Annotated in this window: 18 protein-coding genes and 2 pseudogenes; 9 read left to right on the top strand and 11 right to left on the bottom strand. The window is 75.8% G+C overall.

All coding sequences use genetic code 11. From position 1 onward, the window contains the following. Window positions 1-170 precede the first annotated feature (170 nt). Window positions 171-365, bottom strand: coding sequence for a hypothetical protein (locus HUT16_RS04785; protein ID WP_014134294.1), 195 nt, complete (start codon window positions 363-365; stop codon window positions 171-173). A 366-nt stretch (window positions 366-731) separates the two neighbouring features. Here HUT16_RS04785 and HUT16_RS04780 point away from each other — a divergent pair, with 366 nt between their 5' ends. The 6 genes from HUT16_RS04780 (at window position 732) to HUT16_RS04755 (ending at window position 5594) form a co-directional block, all read left to right on the top strand. After that, entirely contained in the window at window positions 732-1169 is a 438-nt protein-coding gene (locus HUT16_RS04780) for an ankyrin repeat domain-containing protein (RefSeq protein WP_176185761.1), read from the top strand. 135 nt (window positions 1170-1304) lie between these two features. Next, window positions 1305-1817 (top strand): GNAT family N-acetyltransferase, encoded by a 513-nt coding sequence (locus HUT16_RS04775; RefSeq protein WP_176185759.1) that lies wholly within the window; start codon window positions 1305-1307, stop codon window positions 1815-1817. A 237-nt stretch (window positions 1818-2054) separates the two neighbouring features. After that, complete coding sequence (locus HUT16_RS04770; RefSeq protein ID WP_176185757.1) at window positions 2055-3548, top strand: endo-1,4-beta-xylanase; 1494 nt, start codon at window positions 2055-2057, stop codon at window positions 3546-3548. Between the two features lie 269 nt (window positions 3549-3817). Further along, window positions 3818-4708, top strand: coding sequence for a nucleotidyltransferase domain-containing protein (locus tag HUT16_RS04765; RefSeq protein WP_176185755.1), 891 nt, complete (start codon window positions 3818-3820; stop codon window positions 4706-4708). Further along, window positions 4708-5025, top strand: a complete 318-nt coding sequence (locus HUT16_RS04760; protein WP_176185753.1) for a hypothetical protein — start codon at window positions 4708-4710, stop codon at window positions 5023-5025. The genes HUT16_RS04765 and HUT16_RS04760 overlap by 1 nt, the downstream gene beginning before the upstream one ends. 35 nt (window positions 5026-5060) lie before the next feature. Then, entirely contained in the window at window positions 5061-5594 is a 534-nt protein-coding gene (locus HUT16_RS04755) for a GNAT family N-acetyltransferase (RefSeq protein WP_176185751.1), read from the top strand. Between the two features lie 4 nt (window positions 5595-5598). Here the strand turns inward: HUT16_RS04755 and HUT16_RS04750 are convergent, their stop codons facing one another. Then, window positions 5599-6387 carry an alpha/beta fold hydrolase gene (locus HUT16_RS04750; RefSeq protein ID WP_176185749.1) on the bottom strand — a complete coding sequence of 263 codons (789 nt, stop codon included), beginning with the start codon at window positions 6385-6387 and terminating at the stop codon, window positions 5599-5601. Continuing rightward, on the bottom strand, window positions 6384-6941 hold the full coding sequence (locus HUT16_RS04745) for a MarR family winged helix-turn-helix transcriptional regulator (RefSeq protein WP_254897638.1): 558 nt from the start codon (window positions 6939-6941) through the stop codon (window positions 6384-6386). Before HUT16_RS04745 ends, HUT16_RS04750 begins: the two co-directional genes overlap by 4 nt. A gap of 161 nt (window positions 6942-7102) precedes the next feature. Between HUT16_RS04745 and HUT16_RS04740 the strand changes: the two genes are divergently transcribed. Further along, entirely contained in the window at window positions 7103-8185 is a 1083-nt protein-coding gene (locus tag HUT16_RS04740; RefSeq protein ID WP_176185747.1) for a polyprenyl synthetase family protein, read from the top strand. A gap of 188 nt (window positions 8186-8373) precedes the next feature. Here HUT16_RS04740 and HUT16_RS04735 read toward each other — a convergent pair whose 3' ends face one another. The 4 genes and pseudogenes from HUT16_RS04735 to HUT16_RS04720 form a co-directional block, all read right to left on the bottom strand. After that, window positions 8374-8976 carry a vitamin K epoxide reductase family protein gene (locus HUT16_RS04735; RefSeq protein WP_176185745.1) on the bottom strand — a complete coding sequence of 201 codons (603 nt, stop codon included), beginning with the start codon at window positions 8974-8976 and terminating at the stop codon, window positions 8374-8376. Window positions 8977-8980: 4 nt separating this feature from the next. Then, on the bottom strand, window positions 8981-9784 hold the full coding sequence (locus HUT16_RS04730; protein ID WP_176185743.1) for a thioredoxin domain-containing protein: 804 nt from the start codon (window positions 9782-9784) through the stop codon (window positions 8981-8983). A 170-nt stretch (window positions 9785-9954) separates the two neighbouring features. Then, window positions 9955-10593, bottom strand: a complete 639-nt coding sequence (locus HUT16_RS04725; RefSeq protein ID WP_176185741.1) for a hypothetical protein — start codon at window positions 10591-10593, stop codon at window positions 9955-9957. 189 nt (window positions 10594-10782) lie between these two features. Beyond that, window positions 10783-11859: pseudogene (locus tag HUT16_RS04720) on the bottom strand (aminoacyl--tRNA ligase-related protein). Window positions 11860-12263: 404 nt separating this feature from the next. On the opposite strand from HUT16_RS04720, the gene HUT16_RS04715 reads away from it, so the two are divergent. Both HUT16_RS04715 and HUT16_RS04710 read left to right on the top strand, forming a co-directional pair. Next, window positions 12264-13580 (top strand): cytochrome P450, encoded by a 1317-nt coding sequence (locus HUT16_RS04715; protein WP_176185739.1) that lies wholly within the window; start codon window positions 12264-12266, stop codon window positions 13578-13580. A gap of 25 nt (window positions 13581-13605) precedes the next feature. Further along, window positions 13606-14382, top strand: a complete 777-nt coding sequence (locus HUT16_RS04710) for an SDR family oxidoreductase (protein ID WP_176185737.1) — start codon at window positions 13606-13608, stop codon at window positions 14380-14382. Window positions 14383-14458: 76 nt separating this feature from the next. On the opposite strand, the gene HUT16_RS04705 is transcribed toward HUT16_RS04710, so the two are convergent. From HUT16_RS04705 to HUT16_RS04690, 4 genes and pseudogenes are all read right to left on the bottom strand, one after another. Next, window positions 14459-15169, bottom strand: a complete 711-nt coding sequence (locus HUT16_RS04705) for a hypothetical protein (RefSeq protein WP_176185735.1) — start codon at window positions 15167-15169, stop codon at window positions 14459-14461. A gap of 275 nt (window positions 15170-15444) precedes the next feature. Beyond that, window positions 15445-15666 (bottom strand): annotated as a pseudogene (locus HUT16_RS04700) (sodium-independent anion transporter); the annotation flags it as partial. A 55-nt stretch (window positions 15667-15721) separates the two neighbouring features. Further along, entirely contained in the window at window positions 15722-17554 is a 1833-nt protein-coding gene (locus tag HUT16_RS04695; RefSeq protein WP_176185731.1) for a hypothetical protein, read from the bottom strand. A gap of 160 nt (window positions 17555-17714) precedes the next feature. After that, window positions 17715-18113: a DUF1992 domain-containing protein gene (locus HUT16_RS04690; RefSeq protein ID WP_176185729.1), complete on the bottom strand. Its 399-nt coding sequence runs from the start codon at window positions 18111-18113 to the stop codon at window positions 17715-17717. Between the last annotated feature and the right edge of the window lie 100 nt (window positions 18114-18213).

Below are 18213 nucleotides of genomic sequence, written 5' to 3'. Positions count from 1 at the left end.
CGCGGGATGCGGGGTGCTGGGTGCTGCGGGGTGCGGTGGGGAACCGCGGGGGCCGGCCGGGTGCGGTCAGGGGAACCGCGGCCCGGCCGGCGGGGCACCGGCCGGGGGAGTCGGCAGAAGGCCCGGGGCGGTGGGATGTCCGCGCCCGGGCCGTGAGGAGCAGGGACCGCTCAGAACTTCAGGCCGCCGATCAGGCTGGCCAGGCTCGCGCCGCCCGCCTGGATGCTCGGCGCGATCGAGGAGCCCGCGACGTAGAAGCCGAACAGCGCGCACACCAGGGCATGCGAGATCTTCAACCCGTCCCGGCGGAAGAAGAGGAAGGCGATGACGCCGAACAGGACGATGCCGGAGATGGAGAGAATCACGGGATTGCTCCTCACGAGGGGCGGGGACGGTGTAACGGAAAGTGCCTCAATGGTGACAAGAAGTAATAGATGATGGGGTGCGGCAAACGGGTGGATCTCACCCGGGCACCCGGATCGGCGGTATACGTCCCGGGGTGCGGGTCGGCGCCCGCGGGTGCACGTGGCCAGTGGATCGCACCGGCGCAGTCAGGCGTCCCCGCGCGGGGCGCGCCCGCGCCCCGCACACCCGGAATTCGCCCGAACGGCGGTGTCGCACCACGCCGGGGCGGCTCCGCCCGGGTGTCCGCTAGCGTTCGCGGTGGCACGACCAGGACGAGACGCGCGGCCGCCCCGTACGGCCGCCCACCGGAAGGCGGAACACCCCCGATGACCGACCCCACCGTGCAGGCCGACCCCACCGTGCAGCCCGATGCCGCCGCGCAGCCCGACGAGGAGGTGATCGCCCTGGCCGGACGGCTCTTCGACGCCGCCCGCACCGGCGACGCCGGGCTGCTCGCCGGGTACCTCGACGCGGGCGCCCCCGCCGACCTGACCAACGACCGCGGCGACACCCTGCTGATGCTCGCCGCCTACCACGGCCACGCCGCCGCCGTCACTGCGCTGCTGGAGCGCGGCGCCACCGCCGACCGGGCCAACGACCGCGGCCAGACCCCGCTGGCCGGCGCCGTCTTCAAGGGCGCCACCGAGGTCGTCGACGCCCTGCTCGCCCACGGCGCCGACCCGCGCGCCGGGACGCCCTCCGCGCTGGACGCGGCCCGGATGTTCGGCAAGGACGACCTGGTCGCCCGCCTCACCGGGGCCTGAACCCCGCTCCGGCCCCGGGCCGCTCGGGCTTCGGGCCGCCTCGGCCCCGTCCCGGCCCCGCCTCGGCCCCGTCCCGGCCCCGTCCCGGCCCCGGGCCGCCCCCGGGGCCGGCGGGGAGGCCCGTACCCTGGCGCCATGGAGATCCGCACCACCGGCTTCGGACACCCCGACGCCCAGCAGCTCGCCGCCGACGTCCAGCAGGAGTACGTCCGCAGGTACGGCGACGGCGACCAGACCGCCGTCCACACCGACCACTTCGACCCGCCCGCCGGGCTGTTCGTGATCGGCTACCGGGACGGTCTGCCGGTGGCCTGCGGCGGCTGGCGCGCCAAGGAGCGGGACGCGGACGGCCTGCGCGACGGCGACGCCGAGCTCAAGCGGATGTACGTCGTTCCCGAGGCCCGCGGCAACGGCTACGCCCGCGCCGTGCTGCGCCATCTGGAGGACGCCGCCGTCGCGGCCGGCCGCACCCGGCTGGTGCTGGAGACCGGCACCCTGCAGCCCGAGGCGATCGCGCTCTACGCCTCCGAGGGCTACGCCGAGATCGGCAAGTTCGGCTACTACAAGGACCACGAGCTGAGCGTCTGCATGGGCAAGGAGCTCGTTCCCGCCGCCGCGGCGCAGGGCGCTGACGTGCGGCGGCTGTAACTTTCTCGCCCACGGGGCGGGTCGGGGCGGCCGCGGACCCGGGGTGCCGGGGCCGCGGCCGCCCGGTCGTTCCGGGGTCCCGCCGCAGGTCGGGGCGGTGGGCGTCGAACGTCGGTCGAACGACGGTCGAAAATTTCGCCCCCCGGCCGGGGCGGGGGGCGTCCGGCCGCCGTTGCCGGGGCCGCGCGGGCCGCCGTACGGTCCGTGCACCCCACCCACCCCCCGGAAGGACCCCCCATGGCTGCACAGTTGCGCGCAGCACGCCGGCCCGGGCGCGCCCTCGCGGCGCTCGCCCTCGCCGCAGCCGGCGGACTGCTGGCCGCCGCCACCGTCGGCAGCGGCCCGGCCGGCGCGGCCGGCACCACCCTGCGCGACCTCGCCGAGGCCAAGGGCAGCTACTTCGGCACCGCCCTGACCCAGTCGAACCTGAACAGCTCCACCATCACCGCCATCGCGGGCGCCCAGTTCGACATGGTCACCCCCGGCAACGAGATGAAGTGGGACACCACCGAGCCCTCCGCCGGGAACTTCAACTTCGGCCCCGGCGACCAGATCGTCTCCTTCGCCAAGGCCCACAGCATGCGGGTGCGCGGCCACACCCTGGTCTGGCACAGCCAACTGCCCAACTGGGTCAGCAGCCTGCCCACCGCCCAGGTGCAGGCCGCGATGGAGAACCACATCACCACCGAGGCCACCCACTACAAGGGCCAGGTCTACTCCTGGGACGTGGTCAACGAGCCGTTCAACGAGGACGGCACGCTGCGCACCGACGCCTTCACCAACGCCATGGGCTCCGGCTACATCGCCGACGCGCTGCGCACCGCGCACGCCGCCGACCCGAACGCCAAGCTCTACCTGAACGACTACAACATCGAGGGCCTGGGCGCGAAGAGCGACGCCATGTACCAGCTGGTGTCCTCGCTCAAGCAGCAGGGCGTGCCGATCGACGGCGTCGGCTTCGAGAGCCACTTCATCGTCGGCCAGGTGCCCGGCACCCTGAAGGCCAACATCCAGCGCTTCACCGCGCTCGGCGTGAACGTCGCCATCACCGAGCTGGACGACCGGATGCCCGTCCCGGCCAGTGCCGCCAACCTCGCCCAGCAGGCCACCGACTACGCCAACGTGGTCAACTCCTGCCTGGCGGTGTCCGGTTGCGTGGGCGTCTCGCAGTGGGGCGTCGGCGACCCGGACTCCTGGATCCCGGACTTCTTCTCCGGCTACGGCGCGGCCACCATGTACGACGCCAACTACCAGCCGAAGGCCGCGTACAACGCGGTGGTGACGGCGCTCGGCGGCAGCACCTCCTCGCCGTCCCCGTCCTCCTCGGCCTCGCCGTCCCCCTCGTCCTCCCCGTCGTCCTCTCCCTCGTCCTCTCCTTCGGGTTCCGCCTCGCCGTCGGTGCCGCCGACCGGGGCGGCCTGCAAGGTCAGCACCCAGGTCAGCGCCTGGAACACCGGGCTGACCGAGAACGTGACGATCACCAACACCGGCGGCAGCGCGGTGAACGGCTGGAAGCTGGCCTTCACGCTGCCCGGCGGGCAGAGCGTCACCAACGCCTGGAACGCGACCGTCAGCCCGGCCACCGGCCAGGTCGGCGCGAGCAACCTGTCGTACAACGCGGCGATCCCGGCCGGGGGCTCGACCAGCTTCGGCTTCCAGGCCAACCACACCGGCAACGCGGCCGCGGCGACCGGTTTCACCCTCAACGGGGTGGCCTGCGCGGCGGGTTGAGCCGGTCCGACGGAACCGGGGCGGGCGGCCCCGGTCGGTCGAGCCAGGGCCGGACGACAGCGGAGCCGTGTCACGGGGGCGGTTCCGGCGGTCCGGCCCCGTACCGGGCGCCTCGCGGGTGGCGGCCGGCGGTGCGGTGGGGGCGGTGCGGCGCCCCCACCGCACCTCTTCGCGTTCCCGCCGGGCCCGTCCGGGTGTGCTTCGAGCCTCCCCCGGCCGGGCGAAAAGGGCTGGCGGACGGGGGTGCGGTTGCGGCATCGTGGCGGGCGATGACTGATCACAGCAGCGGTGCGGCGGCGGAACCGGACGGGACCGGACCCGGCGGGGGTGAACTCGGCGTGGGTGAACTCGACCGGATCGCCGCCGAGTTGGCGCGGGTCGGCGGGATCGTCGGGGTCTGCCTGGGCGGCAGCCGGGCGAGCGGCACGCACGTTCCCGGCTCCGACTACGACCTCGGCCTCTACTACCGCCCCGGCGAACTGGACACCGGCGCCCTGCGCGCGCTGGCCGCCGACCTGTGCGGCCGCCCCGTCGAGGTCTCCGAACCCGGCGGCTGGGGCCCCTGGGTGGACGGCGGCGCCTGGCTGGACATCGGCCCCGTCCGGATCGACTGGCTGTACCGGGACGTCCGGCGGGTGCGCCGCTACGCCGCCGAGGCCCGCCACGGCCGGTACGAGAGCGGCCAGCAGCCCGGGCACCCGTACGGCGTGCCCTCCTACGCCTACCTCGGCGAACTGGCGCTCGCCCGGGTACTGGCCGACCCGACCGGCGAGTTGGCCGCGCTGCGGGCCGAAGTCGCTTGCTTCCCCGCCGAGTTGACCAGGGCGCTGGAGTCGGACGCCGCCTGGGAGGCGCCGTTCGCACTGGCCAACGCGCGCAAGGGTGCCAAGCGTGGGGACGCCGGGTACGTCGCCGGCTGCCTGTTCCGGGCCGTCGGCCTGCTGGTGCACGCGCTGCACGCGCGGGCCGGCCGGTGGGTGGTCAACGAGAAGGGCGCGATCGCCTCGGCCGGCCGACTGCCCTGCGCCCCACCGGAGTTCGAGCGGCGCGCCCAGGAGCTGTTCCGGTTCGCCGGCACCGACCCGGTGAGCCTGGCCGCCGTCCTGGACGCGGCGGACGCGCTGACCGCCGAGGTGCTGGCCGGGGCGGTGCGCGGCTGATGGGCATCGAGATCGAGCTGTACCCGGAGCGCCCGAACCGCCACTCCCGGCCGCTGCGCGGCTCGTACGAGCACGGGGATCCGCTGGCCGTCGTGCTGTCCCGACTGGGGCCTAAGGAAGGCCGGTTGGGGCGGATCGACCCCTGCCGGGACACCGCGCTGAACGAGCAGGACGCGGGCGCGGCGCTCGCCGAACTGCCCCGGCTGGAGGCGCTGGCCGACTCCCCGGGGCAGCGGGAAGCCGTCCGGGACCTGGGCCGGATGCTCGCCGACTGCTCGGCCACGCCCGGCAGTTGGCTGTTGTTCGTCGGAGACTGAACCGCGGGTTCGCGACCGGAAGGGAGAGTGCGGCCATGGCGGCTGTCGAACTGACCACGTCCAGGCTGCTGTTGCGCCAGTGGCGGGACGACGACCTGGAGCGGTGGGCGGAGCTCAACGCCGACCCGGAGGTGCGCCGGTACTTCGGGACGGTGCTCGACCGGGAGCAGTCCGCCGCCGCGCTGGAGCGCTTCCGGGCCGAGCTGGAGCTGCGCGGCTGGGGCTGGTGGGCGGTCGAACTCCGTTCGGAGCGGCGGTTCCTGGGCTTCGCCGGGCTCGACCCGGTGGACGAGGAGATGCCCTTCGACGGGGTTGAGGCCGGTTGGCGGCTGCACCGGGACGCCTGGGGCCACGGTTACGCCACCGAGGCGGGCCGGGCCGTACTCCGGTACGGCTTCGAGGAGTTGGGGCTGCCGGAGATCCTGGCGGTGATCGCCGAGGACAACGCGCCCTCGCGGGCCGTCGCCGGGCGCCTGGGCATGGCGCACGACCCGGCGGCGGACTTCCTCGACCCGAGCGTGCCGACCGGCCCGGGGCGGCACGCGGTGGTGTACCGGCTGCGGGGCTGAGCGCTCAGCCCGCCGCCGGGAGCAGTTCGCGGTGGGCGCGGCGCAGCAGGGCGGCGAAGCGGTCCGGGTCGGTGAGGCTGAGCAGGTGGCCGCCGGGGGTGTGGAAGAGCCGGGCCGGTGTCCCGGCGGCGCGGACGGCGGCCAGGAAGCGGCGCTCGTCGGCCCGGAACGGCAGGTCGGAGCCGCCGTTGAGGAACAGGGTGGGCGTGGTCAGCCGACCGGCCAGGGCCAGGAAGTCGTGGCGGCGCAGCTCGGCGACGCCCTCGGTGAGCGCGGGCAGGTGGAAGCCCCCGGCGAGGACCGCCTCGGCGGACTCAGGCGGCAGCATCCGGCGCATCGCCCAGGACTGGAAGCGGGCCGCACGCTCCGGCCCCAGCCGGTCGTTCAGCCGTCCGGCGGCGGCGTACGCGCGGCCCGAGCGGCCGGTGGTGCGGGCGGTGCAGCCGTGCAGCAGCAGCGCGGCGACGTCCTCGGGGTGGCGGGCGGCGTGGGCCAACGAGACGTACCCGCCGAGGGACAGCCCGGCCAGCAGCGGGCGCCGCCCGGTCGCGCCGTACGCCTCCCGGACGGCCCGGCGGACGGTGGCCACGGCCTCGTCCAGGGTGAACGGCCGGTCGGCGAGGGCGCCGTGGCAGGGCAGGTCGGGGGTGCTGACCCGGAAGTCCGGGGCGAGGCGGCGGGCGTGCGGGCGCCACATCGCGGCGGACAGCCGGATGCCGTGCACCAGCACCAGCGGGGGAGCGGTGTCCGGGCCGAACACCGTCAGCCCGGCGGCGATCTGACGCCCCGTCACTCCCCTTCCCCTGCCTCGTCCGGGCGCTCGACAGCGGGGGCCGACGCGAGCATGTGCTCCTGGACCAGGCCCAACACGTCGGCCGCGCGGCCGAGTTGGTCGGGCGGTGTGGCACCGAACGCCTCGGCGAGCAGGTCGCAGCGGGCGGCCCGGACCTTGGCCAGCGCCCGGCGGCCCTCCGCGGTGATCGCGATGACGCTGGAACGCCCGTCCGCCGGGTCGGTGCGGCGGACGACCAGCGCGTCGGCGCGCAGCCGGCGCAACTGCAGCGAGGCCGTCGAGATGTCGATGCGCAGGCACTCGGCGATGTCGGACACCCGCATCGGGCCCGCCACCTCGAAGTGCTCCAGCAGCCGCAGCGCGCTGGACGGCATGTCGTACCCGGCCAGGCGGGCCACCTCGGCGCGGATGTGCCTGCTCTCGCTCCACCGGACCAGCGCGGACAGCGCCAGCTCCAGCCGCGCCAGTTCCGGCGCGGGGGCGGACGTCGCGGCGGCGGACGGCGGGGTGGTGGACGGTGGCGTGGTGGACGGTGGGGTGGGGGTCACGGTCACCCGCCCAGCGTACCGGGCCGGTTCGGGCCCAACCGACGAGTCGGTAACCCGTCCCCGGAGCCCGGCAGCCGACCCCCACCGGGGCGGATTCCCCGTTGCACCGGGGCTCCCGGAACGCTCCCGCCGGGCCGCCCCGCCGACCGGCGTGACAACCTGACGGCGTGAACGACGCCCTCACCGCAGCCCTGCACCGCGCGGCCGACCACCAACGCCGTTTCGAGACCCGCTTCGCGGCCTACTTCGACACCCTCGCCGACCCGGCGGGCCCCCTGGAGCCGCCCCCGCACGGCAGGTTCCCCGCCCGCGCCCTCGACCTGGTCCGCGAACTGTCCCTGCGCGGCGGCAAGCGCCTGCGGGTCGCCCTGCTGCACGAGGCCGCCGCCCTGGTCACCGACCGTCCGGTGCCCGGCCTGGACGAGGCCGCGATCAGCATCGAACTGCTGCACACCCACGGCCTGATCCACGACGACCTCATCGACGACGCCCCCGTGCGCCGGGGCGGCCCCTCCACCTACTACGCCTACCGGGACGAGTTCCCCGACCGGCCCGACACCGCCCTCGCCCTCGCCGTCCTCGCCGGAGACCTGGCCGCCTTCCTCGCCGTCCGCGTCCTGCTCACCGGCGACCTGCCCGCCGACCGCGCCCTGGCCATGGCCGCCGTCCCCGCCGACGCCGGAGCCGCCGCCGTCAACGGCCAACTCCTGGACCTGGAACGCGACTTCCACCCCGCACCCGACACCGCGTTCCTGCACACCGTCACCGAGTACAAGTCCACCCGCTACTCGGTGCTCGCCCCGCTGCGCCTGGGCCTGCTCGCCGCCGGCGCCGACCCCGCCCCCCACGACGCCGAACTGCGCGCGTACGCCACCGCATTGGGCATCGCCAACCAGATCCACGACGACTGGCTCGACCTCTTCGGCGACCCGGCCGCCCTCGGCAAACCCCTCGGAACCGACATCCGCTCCGGCCGCCGCAGCTACCTCGTCCGCGCCCTGCTCGCCGCCACCGACGAGACCGGCCGCCGGACCCTGCACACCGCCCTGGGCAACCCCGACGCCGACGCCCTCGCCCCTGTCCGCGACCTCGCCCGCACCCACGGCATCGACCGCACCCTGCACGCCGAAGCCGTCCACCACGCCGACCGCGCCGCCGCCCTGGCCGCCACCTGGCACACCCGCTGGCGCCCCGAAGCCACCGCCTTCTTCACCCACCTACCGGCCTGGTCCGTCACCCGCGACCACTGACCGACCGCTCCGGCCCGGATCGAGCCGGGCGCCTCACGACACACGATCGTGGCCAGCGGGGTGTCCGCGCGGGTGCTGCGGACCGCTGTCGCACGGCGCGGTGTCCCTGCCGGGACCGTGGGTTGCTCCGGTTCGAAGAGCGGCCCCCGCCTGCGGGGGTGCAGGTGGGGGCCGTTGTGGGGGGTGGGTCAGAGGAGGGTGGACCAGTAGTACCAGAAGCGGTTGAGGATCAGCAGGAGGATCACCAGGTAGGCGGCGGTCGGGACGAGCCACTGGAAGGGGAGGGTGGCGAGGCGGCGGAGGGTGGGTGGGGCGGGGAGGGTGCCGGTGCGGAGGTTGTGGAGGGTGGTGTACCAGAAGGCGGTGATGACCACGGCCCAGACGACCATGCAGTAGGGGCAGAGGGCGCCGATCTGGTAGAGGGCCTGGTCGATCAGCCAGATGACGAAGCCGAGGCCGAGGAGGGTGCCGGCCTGGAGGGAGAGCCAGAACCAGCGGCGGTAGGCGGCTCCGGCCACCAGGCCGGCGCCGATGGCGGCGAGGGCGCCGAATGCGGCCAGGCCGATCAGGGGGTTGGGGAAGCCGAAGGCCTCGGCCTGGCTGGTGCGCATGACCGAGCCGCAGCTGATGATCGGGTTGATGTTGCAGCTGGGCTGGTAGGACGGGTTCTCGATCAGCTTGAGCTTGTCGAGGGTGAGGACGGCGGAGGCGGCCAGGCCGAGCAGGCCGGTGACCAGCAGGAGCCAGGAGTAGCCGCGGGAAGCGGCGACCGGGGTGCGGACGGCGGTCACCGGGTCACCCGCCGACGGTCTGCTGGACCAGCGCGGTGAACTGCTCGCCGGTGACCGGCTTGCCGTCCTGGCCGATGACGGCGAGGGTCTTGCCGTCCAGCTTGACGGTCGGGGTGCCGGAGACGCCGCTCTTGTTGAAGGCGGTGGAGACCTTCGCGGCCCAGCCCTTGTAGGTGCCGTCGGTGACGGCCTTGGTGAAGGCCTCGGTCTTCAGGCCGGGGACCTGGCCGGCCAGGTCGAGCAGGTGGTTGACGTCGCCGAAGCCGTCCTCGGACTCGGACGGCTGGTTGGCGTACAGCACGTCGTGGAAGGCCTTGAACTTGTCGACGCCCTCGTTGAGCGCCGCGCCCGCCGCGGCCAGCGCGGTCTTCGAGCCCGTGCCGCCCAGGTTGTTGTCCAGGAACGTGGCCAGGTGGTACTCGATCTTGTAGTCGCCCTGGTCGGCGAGCTGCTGGACGGTCTTGCCGGCCGAGGTCTCGAAGGCCCGGCAGACCGGGCAGCGGAAGTCCTCGTACACGGCCAGGGTGTGCGCGGCGTCGGCCTTGCCGTACACGACCACCGTGTCGTCGGTGCCCGCGGTGTTGGCGGGGGCGACCGCGGCGGCCGTCGAGGCGCCGTCGTCCTTCGAGGCGCTGGAGACGGCGATGGCGGTGCCGCCCGCGATCACGGCCACCGCGGCGGCGACCGAGACGGCGACGGTGAGGCCGCGGCGGCGCTTGGCGGCCCGGGCCTCGGCCTGCTGGGCCTGCTTGAGGCGCTCGCGGGCGGTGGTGCTCTGCCGGGACTTGTGCGGGTTCTTGTTGCTCATGGTGATCCGTCGTCTCCTCGGCACCCGGCGGCGGCCCGGCGCCGGTGGCCCGCAGCCCGTACGGGGCGTACGGGGGGCGGGGCAGGGCGCGGCACGGCCGGGGTGCTGGTTCAGGAAGGGAGGGGCGCGCGGTGGGCGCCCGGGACGGAACGCGTCCGGGTGACGGTCCGTCAGCTGGCGAGGGCCAGCTGCGGGGGACCGCGGCGCGGGGCCGGGGCGAGCAGGAGGACCTGCGGACGCCGGGGTGCCGGTTCGGCGCCGGGGGCGGGCAGCAGCGCGGCCGGGCAGCCCGGACGGGCGGCCAGCAGCAGGGCGCGCCACGGCGCGGGCAGCAGGCGGGCCAGCGCGTCCAGCGCCTCGGTGACGCCGCTGACCGCGGCGTCCGCCAGCCGCAGCCAGGCCGCGGCGGCCAGCGCCAGCGCCAGGTGCACGGCCAGCACCAGCAGGCGGGTCAGGCCCACCGAGCCGTGCGTCCATTGCGCGAACAGCTCCGAGCCGCTCACCGAGTCGCCGCCGCAGACCAGCAGGTCCACGCCCCGGGCGGGCCGCGCACAGGCGTCCTGGCCGAGGTTGAACGCGGTGTTCAGCAGCAGTTCCACCGGCACCAGCACGGAGGACAGCAGCAGGAAGCGGCGGCGCGCCCCGTCGAGGACCACCGCCAGCAGGAAGACCGCGACGCTCGCCGCCGCGACCAGGGTGAGCGGCAGGGCACGCCCGGTGATCGCCACCTGGCCGAACGCGGCCAGCGGCACGGCGAGCGCGGTGAACACCGCGCCCCGCAGGGCCTTGGTCGCGTGGATGCCGGTCATGGTGATGGAGTATGGCACGCCGAAGGCCCCGGGGACGAGGGGTCGAACGGCCCCGCCGCGCACGTCCGATCCGTGAATAAGCCCTGGATAAAGGGGGTGCGGGGCGGACGGGACACGGGCGGCGGGGGGTTCTGGGGAGGGACGGCGGCCGGCCCGGGGGTGGGGAGGGTCACCCGGCCCGGGTGGCGCTCACCACAGTTCGACGGTGTGCGCCCGGACGCGCTCGGCGACGCCCGACAGCACCTCGTCGACCGGGAGCGCACCGAGCCGCCGGCCGTCCCGCAGCCGCAGCGACAGGGTGCCGTCGGCGGCCTCGCGCGGGCCGACCACCGCCAGGTACGGGGCCGGCCGCGCCGCCCGCACCCGGGCCCCGGCGAACCGCGCTCCGCGCCCAGCACCTCGGCGCGCAGGTCCAGCTCCAGGCAGCGGGCCGCCAGCGCCGCCGCCGCGTCCGCCTGCTCCGGGCCCAGCGGCAGCACCGCCAGCTGCACCGGCGCCAGCCAGGCCGGGAACGCCCCGCCGTGCCGCTCGACCAGGTGCGCCACCGCCCGCTCCACGCTCCCCACCACCGACCGGTGCACCATCACCGGCCGGTGCCGCGCCCCGTCCGCCCCGACGTAGTGCAGGCCGAACCGCTCCGGCTGGTGGAAGTCGACCTGCACGGTGGACAGGGTCGACTCCCGCCCCGCCGGGTCCACCACCTGCACGTCGATCTTCGGCCCGTAGAACGCCGCCTCGCCGACCCCCTCCTCGTACGGCAGGCCCAGCTCCGTCAGCGCCCGCACCAGGATCGCGGTCGCCCGCTCCCACAGCTCCGGGCGCGCCGCGTACTTGCCGCCCGGGCCGGGCAGCGACAGCCGGTAGCGGGACGGGACCACGCCCATCGCCCGGTACGCCGCCGCGATCAGCTCCAGGGCACCGCGCACCTCGGCCGCCGCCTGCTCCGGGGTGCAGAACACGTGCGCGTCGTTCAGCCGGATCGCCCGCACCCGGCTCAGCCCGCCCAGCACGCCGGAGCGCTCCGAGCGGTACATGTCGCCCGGCTCGGCGATGCGCCCAGTGCCCCGAGAGCTCGTACAGCTCGCGCTTGCCCAGCGCGGGCGAGTACACGTGCCGGTAGCCCGCCCGCCGCTCCAGGGCGTGCACGAAGTCCTCCAGGCTGCGGCGCACCGCGGCGCCGTCCGGCAGCCAGTACGGCAGGCCGGAGCCGATCAGCGGATCGGTGTCGAACAGGTTCAGCTCACGGCCGAGCCGGCGGTGGTCGATGCGGTCGGCGTGGTCCGCGCGGTCGATGGGGGTGATGCGGTCGGGCACGGTGGTCTCCTCGGGAGGGTCGCTCGGGTGAGGGGACGAGTGCCGTCGGAGGGCGCGCACGCACGCGAGAGCCCCGGAGCACTCGGCCCCGGGGCTCGCACACAGCGGTCAGCGCGCCGGGACACTCTCCGGCGTCGTCGTCGACATCGCGGCACGCTGCACGCCCGCCACCGTAGCCGCCCCGACCCCCGGCCGCCCCCGAATATCCGCGGAGCCCGCGCCCGTTCGGGGAGCCCGCGTACGTCCGGGGAGTCCGACCCGGCCGGAAGTCGCGCGAATCGCCCCGAGCGGGGCGGGTGGCGCGGCTAGGGTGGTCGGTGTCCGTACGGTGCAGTTCAGCACGGCAGGAGACCGCCTTGGCCACGGCCGCCACCAGTGTTCTTCCCGAACTCGACGCCGAGGGGTTCGCCCGCTGGCGGGCCGGGGGCGGCCGGGTGGTCGACCTGCTGCGCGCGGTGGGCGAGTTGGGGCCGGTGGCGGGGTTCCGGCTGGGGGAGCGGCGGGTCGTCCTGGTGACCGGGGCCGCGGCGGTGCAGCAGGTGCTGGCCAAGCGCACCGAGGTGTACGTGAAGCGGGGGCACCGGGTCAAACCGCTGCTCGGGGGCGGGCTGCTGTGCGCCGCGGGGGAGCCCTGGCGGCGTCAACGCAAGCTGCTCCAGCCGCAGTTCACCGGTCGGGGGATCAAGGCGTACGAGCCGCAGATCCGGGCCGCGGTGGCGGCCACCGCCGCCCGGTGGCGGGCCGCCGCGGCGACCGGCGAGGTCCGGGAGATCGACGCCGACCTGCGGTACTTCTCCCTGGACGTGATCTGGCGCTCGCTCACCGCGCACCCGCTCGACCCGGAGACGCACCGGCGGCTGGTCGCGGCCGGGGAGGGCTTCGCCGCCATCCCGGCGTTCGCACCGGCGACGGGCGACACCGAGATCGACTTCCGGGAGGCCAACGAGCACGTCGACCGGGTCGCCGAGCACGCCATCGCCCTCGCCGGGGAGGCCCAGGAGCCCGGCCTGGTGCAGGTGTTGCTCCAGGCCGCGGCCGAACTCCCGGACTACACCGAGCGGTTGGTGCGGGACGAGCTGATGACGGTGGTGGTGGCCGGGTACGAGACCACCGCCACCGCGCTGAGCTGGCTGTTCCTGCTGCTGGACGCGCACCCCGAGCAGCGCGCGTGGGCGCTGGCCGCCGGTCCGGCCGGGTCCGCCGAGCGGGCGGCCGCGATCCGGGCCCTGGTGGACGAGACGCTGCGGCTGTACCCCGTGGCCTGGTTGATGCCCCGGTACGCGGCCGAGGACGACGTGCTGGAGGGGTGCCCGATCGCGGTCGGGACGACGGTGCTGGTCTCCCCCTACCTGACGCACCGGGACGGTGAGGTGTGGCCGGACCCGGAGGAGTTCCGCCCGCAGCGCTTCCTGGACGCCGCCCAACGGCCCTCCACCGGCGGGTACTTCCCGTTCGGCCTCGGGCCGCGGGCCTGCCTGGGGGCGCAGTTCGCGGTCCGCGAGATGGTGCTGCTGCTGGAGGAACTGCTGCCCGCCCACCGGGTGCGGGTCACGGAGGCGCCTGCGGACACCGGGTACCGGCTCACCGTGCACCCCGACGGGCCCGTCCGGGCCGTGCTGCACGCCGAGGGGGAGCAGGAGCGGCGGGCGGAAAACGGTTTGTCGGGCGACTGACGGGATGTCAGGGTCTGGTTCCGTGATGAGAACCGAGCAGACCCACTCCCACCGCCCCGTCGCCCTGGTCACCGGTGTGGGCCGGACGGTCGGCATCGGCGCGGGCATCGCCGAGCGGCTCGCCGCCTCCGGCTGGGACGTCGCGCACAGCCACTGGACGCCGTACGACACCCGGATGAGCTGGGGCGTCGAGGAGGGCGCGGTGGAGGCCGTCGGCGCGCTGCTCGCGGGCCACGGCGCCCGGCACCTGGCGGTGCCGGCCGACCTGACCGACCCGGCGGCGCCCGCGGAGCTGTTCGACCGGGTGGAGGCCGGGCTGGGGCCGGTCACCGCGCTGGTGATGAGCCACGCGGAGTCCGTCGACTCCGGGCTGCTGGACACCACGGTGGAGAGCTTCGACCGGCACTTCGCGGTCAACGCCCGGGCGAGCTGGCTGCTGATCCGCGAGTTCGGGCTGCGCTTCACCGGCGCGTTCGGCACCGGCCGGATCGTCGCCCTGACCAGCGACCACACCGTCGGCAACCTCCCGTACGGGGCCAGCAAGGGTGCGCTGGACCGGATCACCCGGGCCGCCGCCCGCGAACTCGCCCACCTCGGCGTCACCGCCAACGTGGTCGACCCCGGCCCGACCGACACCGGCTGGATGAACGAGGACCTCCGGGCCGACCTGGTCGCGCACACCCCGCTGGGCCGGCTCGGCACCCCGCGGGACGCCGCCCACCTGGTCGACTTCCTCTGCTCGCCGCAGGGCCAGTGGATCAACGGTCAACTGCTGCAGAGCAGCGGCGGCCTGAAGTCCTGAAGCGGCGCGGCGCGGCGCGGCGGGGTCGGGCGGGGCCGGGCGGGGCCGGGTCGGCGGCCCGGCTCGGCGGCCCGGGTCACTCGGGCAGTTCGGTCAGGGAGCGCAACGCGCGGGTGCGGTCGGCGAGTTCTTCGGGGGTCAGTTCGCCGGTCCGGTCCACCAGGGCGCCCAGCGTGCTGCCGTCCGCCCAGGCGCAGGCGGCGTACTCCTCGCCGGGCTCGCCGAGGGTCGCGCAGGCGAGCGCGCCGTTCAGCGGGCCCGGCGGGTAGGTGCGCATGCCGCCGACCGGGGTGCCGTCGCGCAGTGAGCCGCCGTCGGGGGAGTAGCCGCCGAGCATCTCGGTCGCGGCCCGCGCGGCGTCCGGGACCGAGCCCTGCATCGCCACGGCCACCAGCTCGCTCTCCCACAGGCCGGTGGCGCCCGGCTGCCCGTACCCCTGCACCTGGACGATCCGCGGGACGTAGCGCCTGGCGTTCCGGTTCTCGTAGGAGGCCCGGAGGGTGGCCAGGTCCTGGGCGTCGGCGACCCGGGTCAGGCCCGCGAAGTCGGTCGGCAGCGCGACCCGGTGCTGCACCACGCCCGAGTCCACCGAGCGGATCGCCAGGGCGGCGGCCAGCACCGTCACCAGGCAGGCCGCCGTGACGCCGACCTGCCTGCGCGTCACCTTCCGGTACCAGGGCAGGACCGGCTGCGGCTGCTCGCCCGCCGCCCAGATCGACCGCAGGCCGTCGATCGACTGCGCTCTCCGTGGGCCCTGCTCCTGCTCCTGCTGCGCGGTGTCCGGCACCGGCCCCCCTCGGGTAATGGAATGCGATCTTCCGATTGTCGGTGCGAGCACCCTACCGGCGGCCCGGCCGGGGCCCGCGCGCGGGTCGGCGGGGCGCGCGGGAAGGCGTCGAAGGCGGCCGGGTCGGCGTCCGTCCCGTCGTCCTCCCCCGGGAGTGTCCCGGACGGGGGCCGAGCGCCCCCTCGGACAACCTCGACCTGCCGCAGGAAGAGGGCGGACGCCCCCGGCACCGGGTGGACGCCCCGCAACGGTCAGCGCGCGGCGGCGAGTTCGCCGCTGAGGTCGATGACGACCAGGTCGGGACCGCCCGCGTGGTCGAAGCGGGTGGTGAGGTCGTTGGCGGAGGCGGAGAAGAGCGCGCCGGTGACGGTGCAGACGGTGCGGGCGCCGTCCGGGTCGGCGGTGGCGGTGGCGGTGACCTCGGCGTGGTGGGCGACGCGCTCGGCGAAGACGGCCATCGCGAGCAGCGAGCCGACGACCACGCCGATCGCCAGGTTGCGGAACGGGAACGGGAACGGGAACGCGGACGCGGACGGGCGGGCGCGGGGTAGCTCAGGGCTCCGGCCAGGAGAAGCCGAGCTGCGCCGCGCGGGCCCGGTGGCCGCCGACGAGCCGGGCGTACGAGGTCGGGTCCTCGGTGGCGAGCCGGCGCAGCGCCGCCGCGGCCTGCACCTCGGCGGGGCGGCCGTCGTCCGGGATTGACCAGCGGAACGTCAGCGGGTGCTCCGGCTGCTCCGGCGTGCCGGCGGACTGGCCCGGCACGTACCAGAAGACCACCTCCGCGGTGTCCGGGCGGTCGTCGGCCGGGGCGATCCGGCCGGCCCTGGCGTCCCAGCGGGCCAACAGCTCGGGGCGGGAGCGCAGTTCGCGCTCCAGCAGCAGGGCGACGGCCCGGGCCCGGGTGCGGCCCGGGTCGGACGTCTCGGCCCGGGCCACCTCCGCGTCGTAGGCGGCCGCGTCGAAGCGCAGCGCTCCGGCGCCGGGCAGCGGGCGGGCGTGCCGGCCGGGCCGGAAGCCGTCCCACACCACCACCGGCCCGTCCGGGCCCTCCGCGCGCCGGACGTCCACCCACAGGGCGCCGCAGCACCCCTCGGTGCAGGGCGCCTCCGCCAGCCGCACCGGGTGCGGCTCGGGCCCGGCCCGCAGCGCGCCCCCGTCGAGCAGCTGCTCCGGGCCGAACACCGCCCCGGCCGGGAACAGCCGGGGGACCAGCGGCAGGCCGTCGACCAGCACCCTGGCCTGCATCCAGCCGCGCGAACGCGGATCGGGATCCACCACCTCGATCCGGAACCGGCCCGCCCGCGCCGGGAGTTCGAACGGGCGGCGCCCGGTGCGGCGGATCCAGCCGACCCGCGCCGCCGCGCCCGGCCGACGGTCGGCCGCGGCGACCGCCGCCGCCCAGGCCGGTGCGGCCAGCACCCGGTCCAGCCCGTCGAGCAGCGCCGCGCGCCACCGGGGCGGCCGGTCGAGCAGCGCGGCGCTGCCACTGGCCAGGTCGAGCGCCAGCGAGAGCAGCAGCGCGTAGCGGTCGAAGCCCGGCGTCAACTGCCCGGCCCGGCCCACCACCCGCTCGTACAGGCCCGGCGCCTCGCGGCAGGCCAGCAGCTCGGCCGGATCGGAGGTGGAGTCCGCCAGCCGGAGCAGCAGCCGGCCGGTGACCTCGACCAGGCAGGTGTCGTGGGGGAAGGCGTCCAGCAACCCGGCGGGCCCGAAGGCCTCCACGACGCGGCGGGCGTCGGCGGGGCCCAGCGCCGACACGTCCGGGGGCAGCGCGATCAGGCCCTTGCGGCGCACCCGCCGGTCGTCGCTGCGCAGCGCCGCCAGCAGCGGCTCCACCAGCGGGCGGCGGCCGTGCACCGTCAGCGCGAGGACGGCGGCCGCCTGCCGGTCCAGCACGTCCAGCGCGGCGAGCGCCGAGTCGTGCAGCACCTCGGCCGTGCCGAGCACCGACAGCACCGGCACGTCCTCCGACGTGCCGAAGCGGCGCAGCAGCGCGATGCCCGTCAGGACGGCCGGCACCGACGTACCCTCGCGCACCAGCCGCCGGGCCGCCGCCAGGGCGCCCGCCGGATCGGCGACCGGCAGCTCGGCGACGCCGGAGCCGATCAGGCGGTGGCAGCCGTCCGGCAGGACGAGCCGCTCCAACCCGCCGACCAGCGCGCCGACATCACCGCACCACGACCCGAACACGGCGCGGACGGCCCGCTCGGCACCCGCCGCGAACTCCCGGCGCTCCTGGACCGTCTCCCCCCGGGGGAGCGGGCCCGCGGCGGCGTGCAGCCCCCGGAACCCGGAGCGCGGCGGCAGCCCGCCGGGCGAAGCGCCCGACAACTCCAGCACGGCCTCGTACAGCGCGGGACCACCGCGCCGCGACCCGGCGCTCACCGGAGGAAAGAAGACTCGATTCGAGAAGACATGGGCCCAGTCTGAGCCCCCGTCACCGCAGCTGTCGAACGGTTTTCCGGCGCGGCGGTCGGCTGTGGCGGGGCGAGGCGGGGCGAGGCGGGGCAGGGCGGTCGGCTGCGGCGGGGCGGGGCCGGGCGTTTCAGGAGCGGGTGTCGCGCCACTCGGCGACGACGCGCTCGACGTCCACCGGCGCCAGGCCCAGCGGCGGCCCCTCGACCGGGCGGCGCAGCGCGGCCTCGATCCGGGCGTTGGCCTCGGCGAGGCGGCTGCGCAGCAGCGGTTCGGTCGGTGCCAGCCGGGCGGTGTCCAGCGCCTCGCGGAGCTCGGCCCGCAGCGCCAGCGACGGCGGCAGGTGGGACAGGCCCTCGCGCTCCATCTTCTCCCGGATCCACCACATCTCGTGGTACGGCCGCCCCTCGCCGGGCAGCGGCTTCCCGGACCCCGGCAGGTCGTCGAACGCGCCCCGCTCGGCGGCCTCGCGGATCTGCCGGTCGACCCAGCTCTCGAAGGTCACACCGGGTGGCTTGCGTTCCGTCATGCGCTGAGGTCCTCCCGTGCAGAAGGGGCGTCCGGCAGAAGGGGCGTCCGGTAGAAGGGGCGTTCGTCCGCGCCCCGATCCTACGGGAGCGCCCGCGGGC

Source organism: Kitasatospora sp. NA04385, from assembly GCF_013364235.1.
GTDB lineage: Bacteria > Actinomycetota > Actinomycetes > Streptomycetales > Streptomycetaceae > Kitasatospora.
The sequence above is the reverse complement of the archived record's forward strand: the minus strand, read 5'-3'. Positions and strand labels throughout refer to the sequence as shown.

Bases quoted from the DNA above. Each gene is read 5' to 3' on its own strand.
- HUT16_RS04690 (WP_176185729.1), bottom strand. From the start codon at position 18,113: ATGACGGAACGCAAGCCACCCGGTGTGACCTTCGAGAGCTGGGTCGAC.
- HUT16_RS04760 (WP_176185753.1), top strand. From the start codon at position 4,708: ATGGGCATCGAGATCGAGCTGTACCCGGAGCGCCCGAACCGCCACTCC.
- HUT16_RS04780 (WP_176185761.1), top strand. From the start codon at position 732: ATGACCGACCCCACCGTGCAGGCCGACCCCACCGTGCAGCCCGATGCC.
- HUT16_RS04770 (WP_176185757.1), top strand. From the start codon at position 2,055: ATGGCTGCACAGTTGCGCGCAGCACGCCGGCCCGGGCGCGCCCTCGCG.
- HUT16_RS04730 (WP_176185743.1), bottom strand. From the start codon at position 9,784: ATGAGCAACAAGAACCCGCACAAGTCCCGGCAGAGCACCACCGCCCGC.
- HUT16_RS04765 (WP_176185755.1), top strand. From the start codon at position 3,818: ATGACTGATCACAGCAGCGGTGCGGCGGCGGAACCGGACGGGACCGGA.
- HUT16_RS04710 (WP_176185737.1), top strand. From the start codon at position 13,606: ATGAGAACCGAGCAGACCCACTCCCACCGCCCCGTCGCCCTGGTCACC.
- HUT16_RS04725 (WP_176185741.1), bottom strand. From the start codon at position 10,593: ATGACCGGCATCCACGCGACCAAGGCCCTGCGGGGCGCGGTGTTCACC.
- HUT16_RS04755 (WP_176185751.1), top strand. From the start codon at position 5,061: ATGGCGGCTGTCGAACTGACCACGTCCAGGCTGCTGTTGCGCCAGTGG.
- HUT16_RS04775 (WP_176185759.1), top strand. From the start codon at position 1,305: ATGGAGATCCGCACCACCGGCTTCGGACACCCCGACGCCCAGCAGCTC.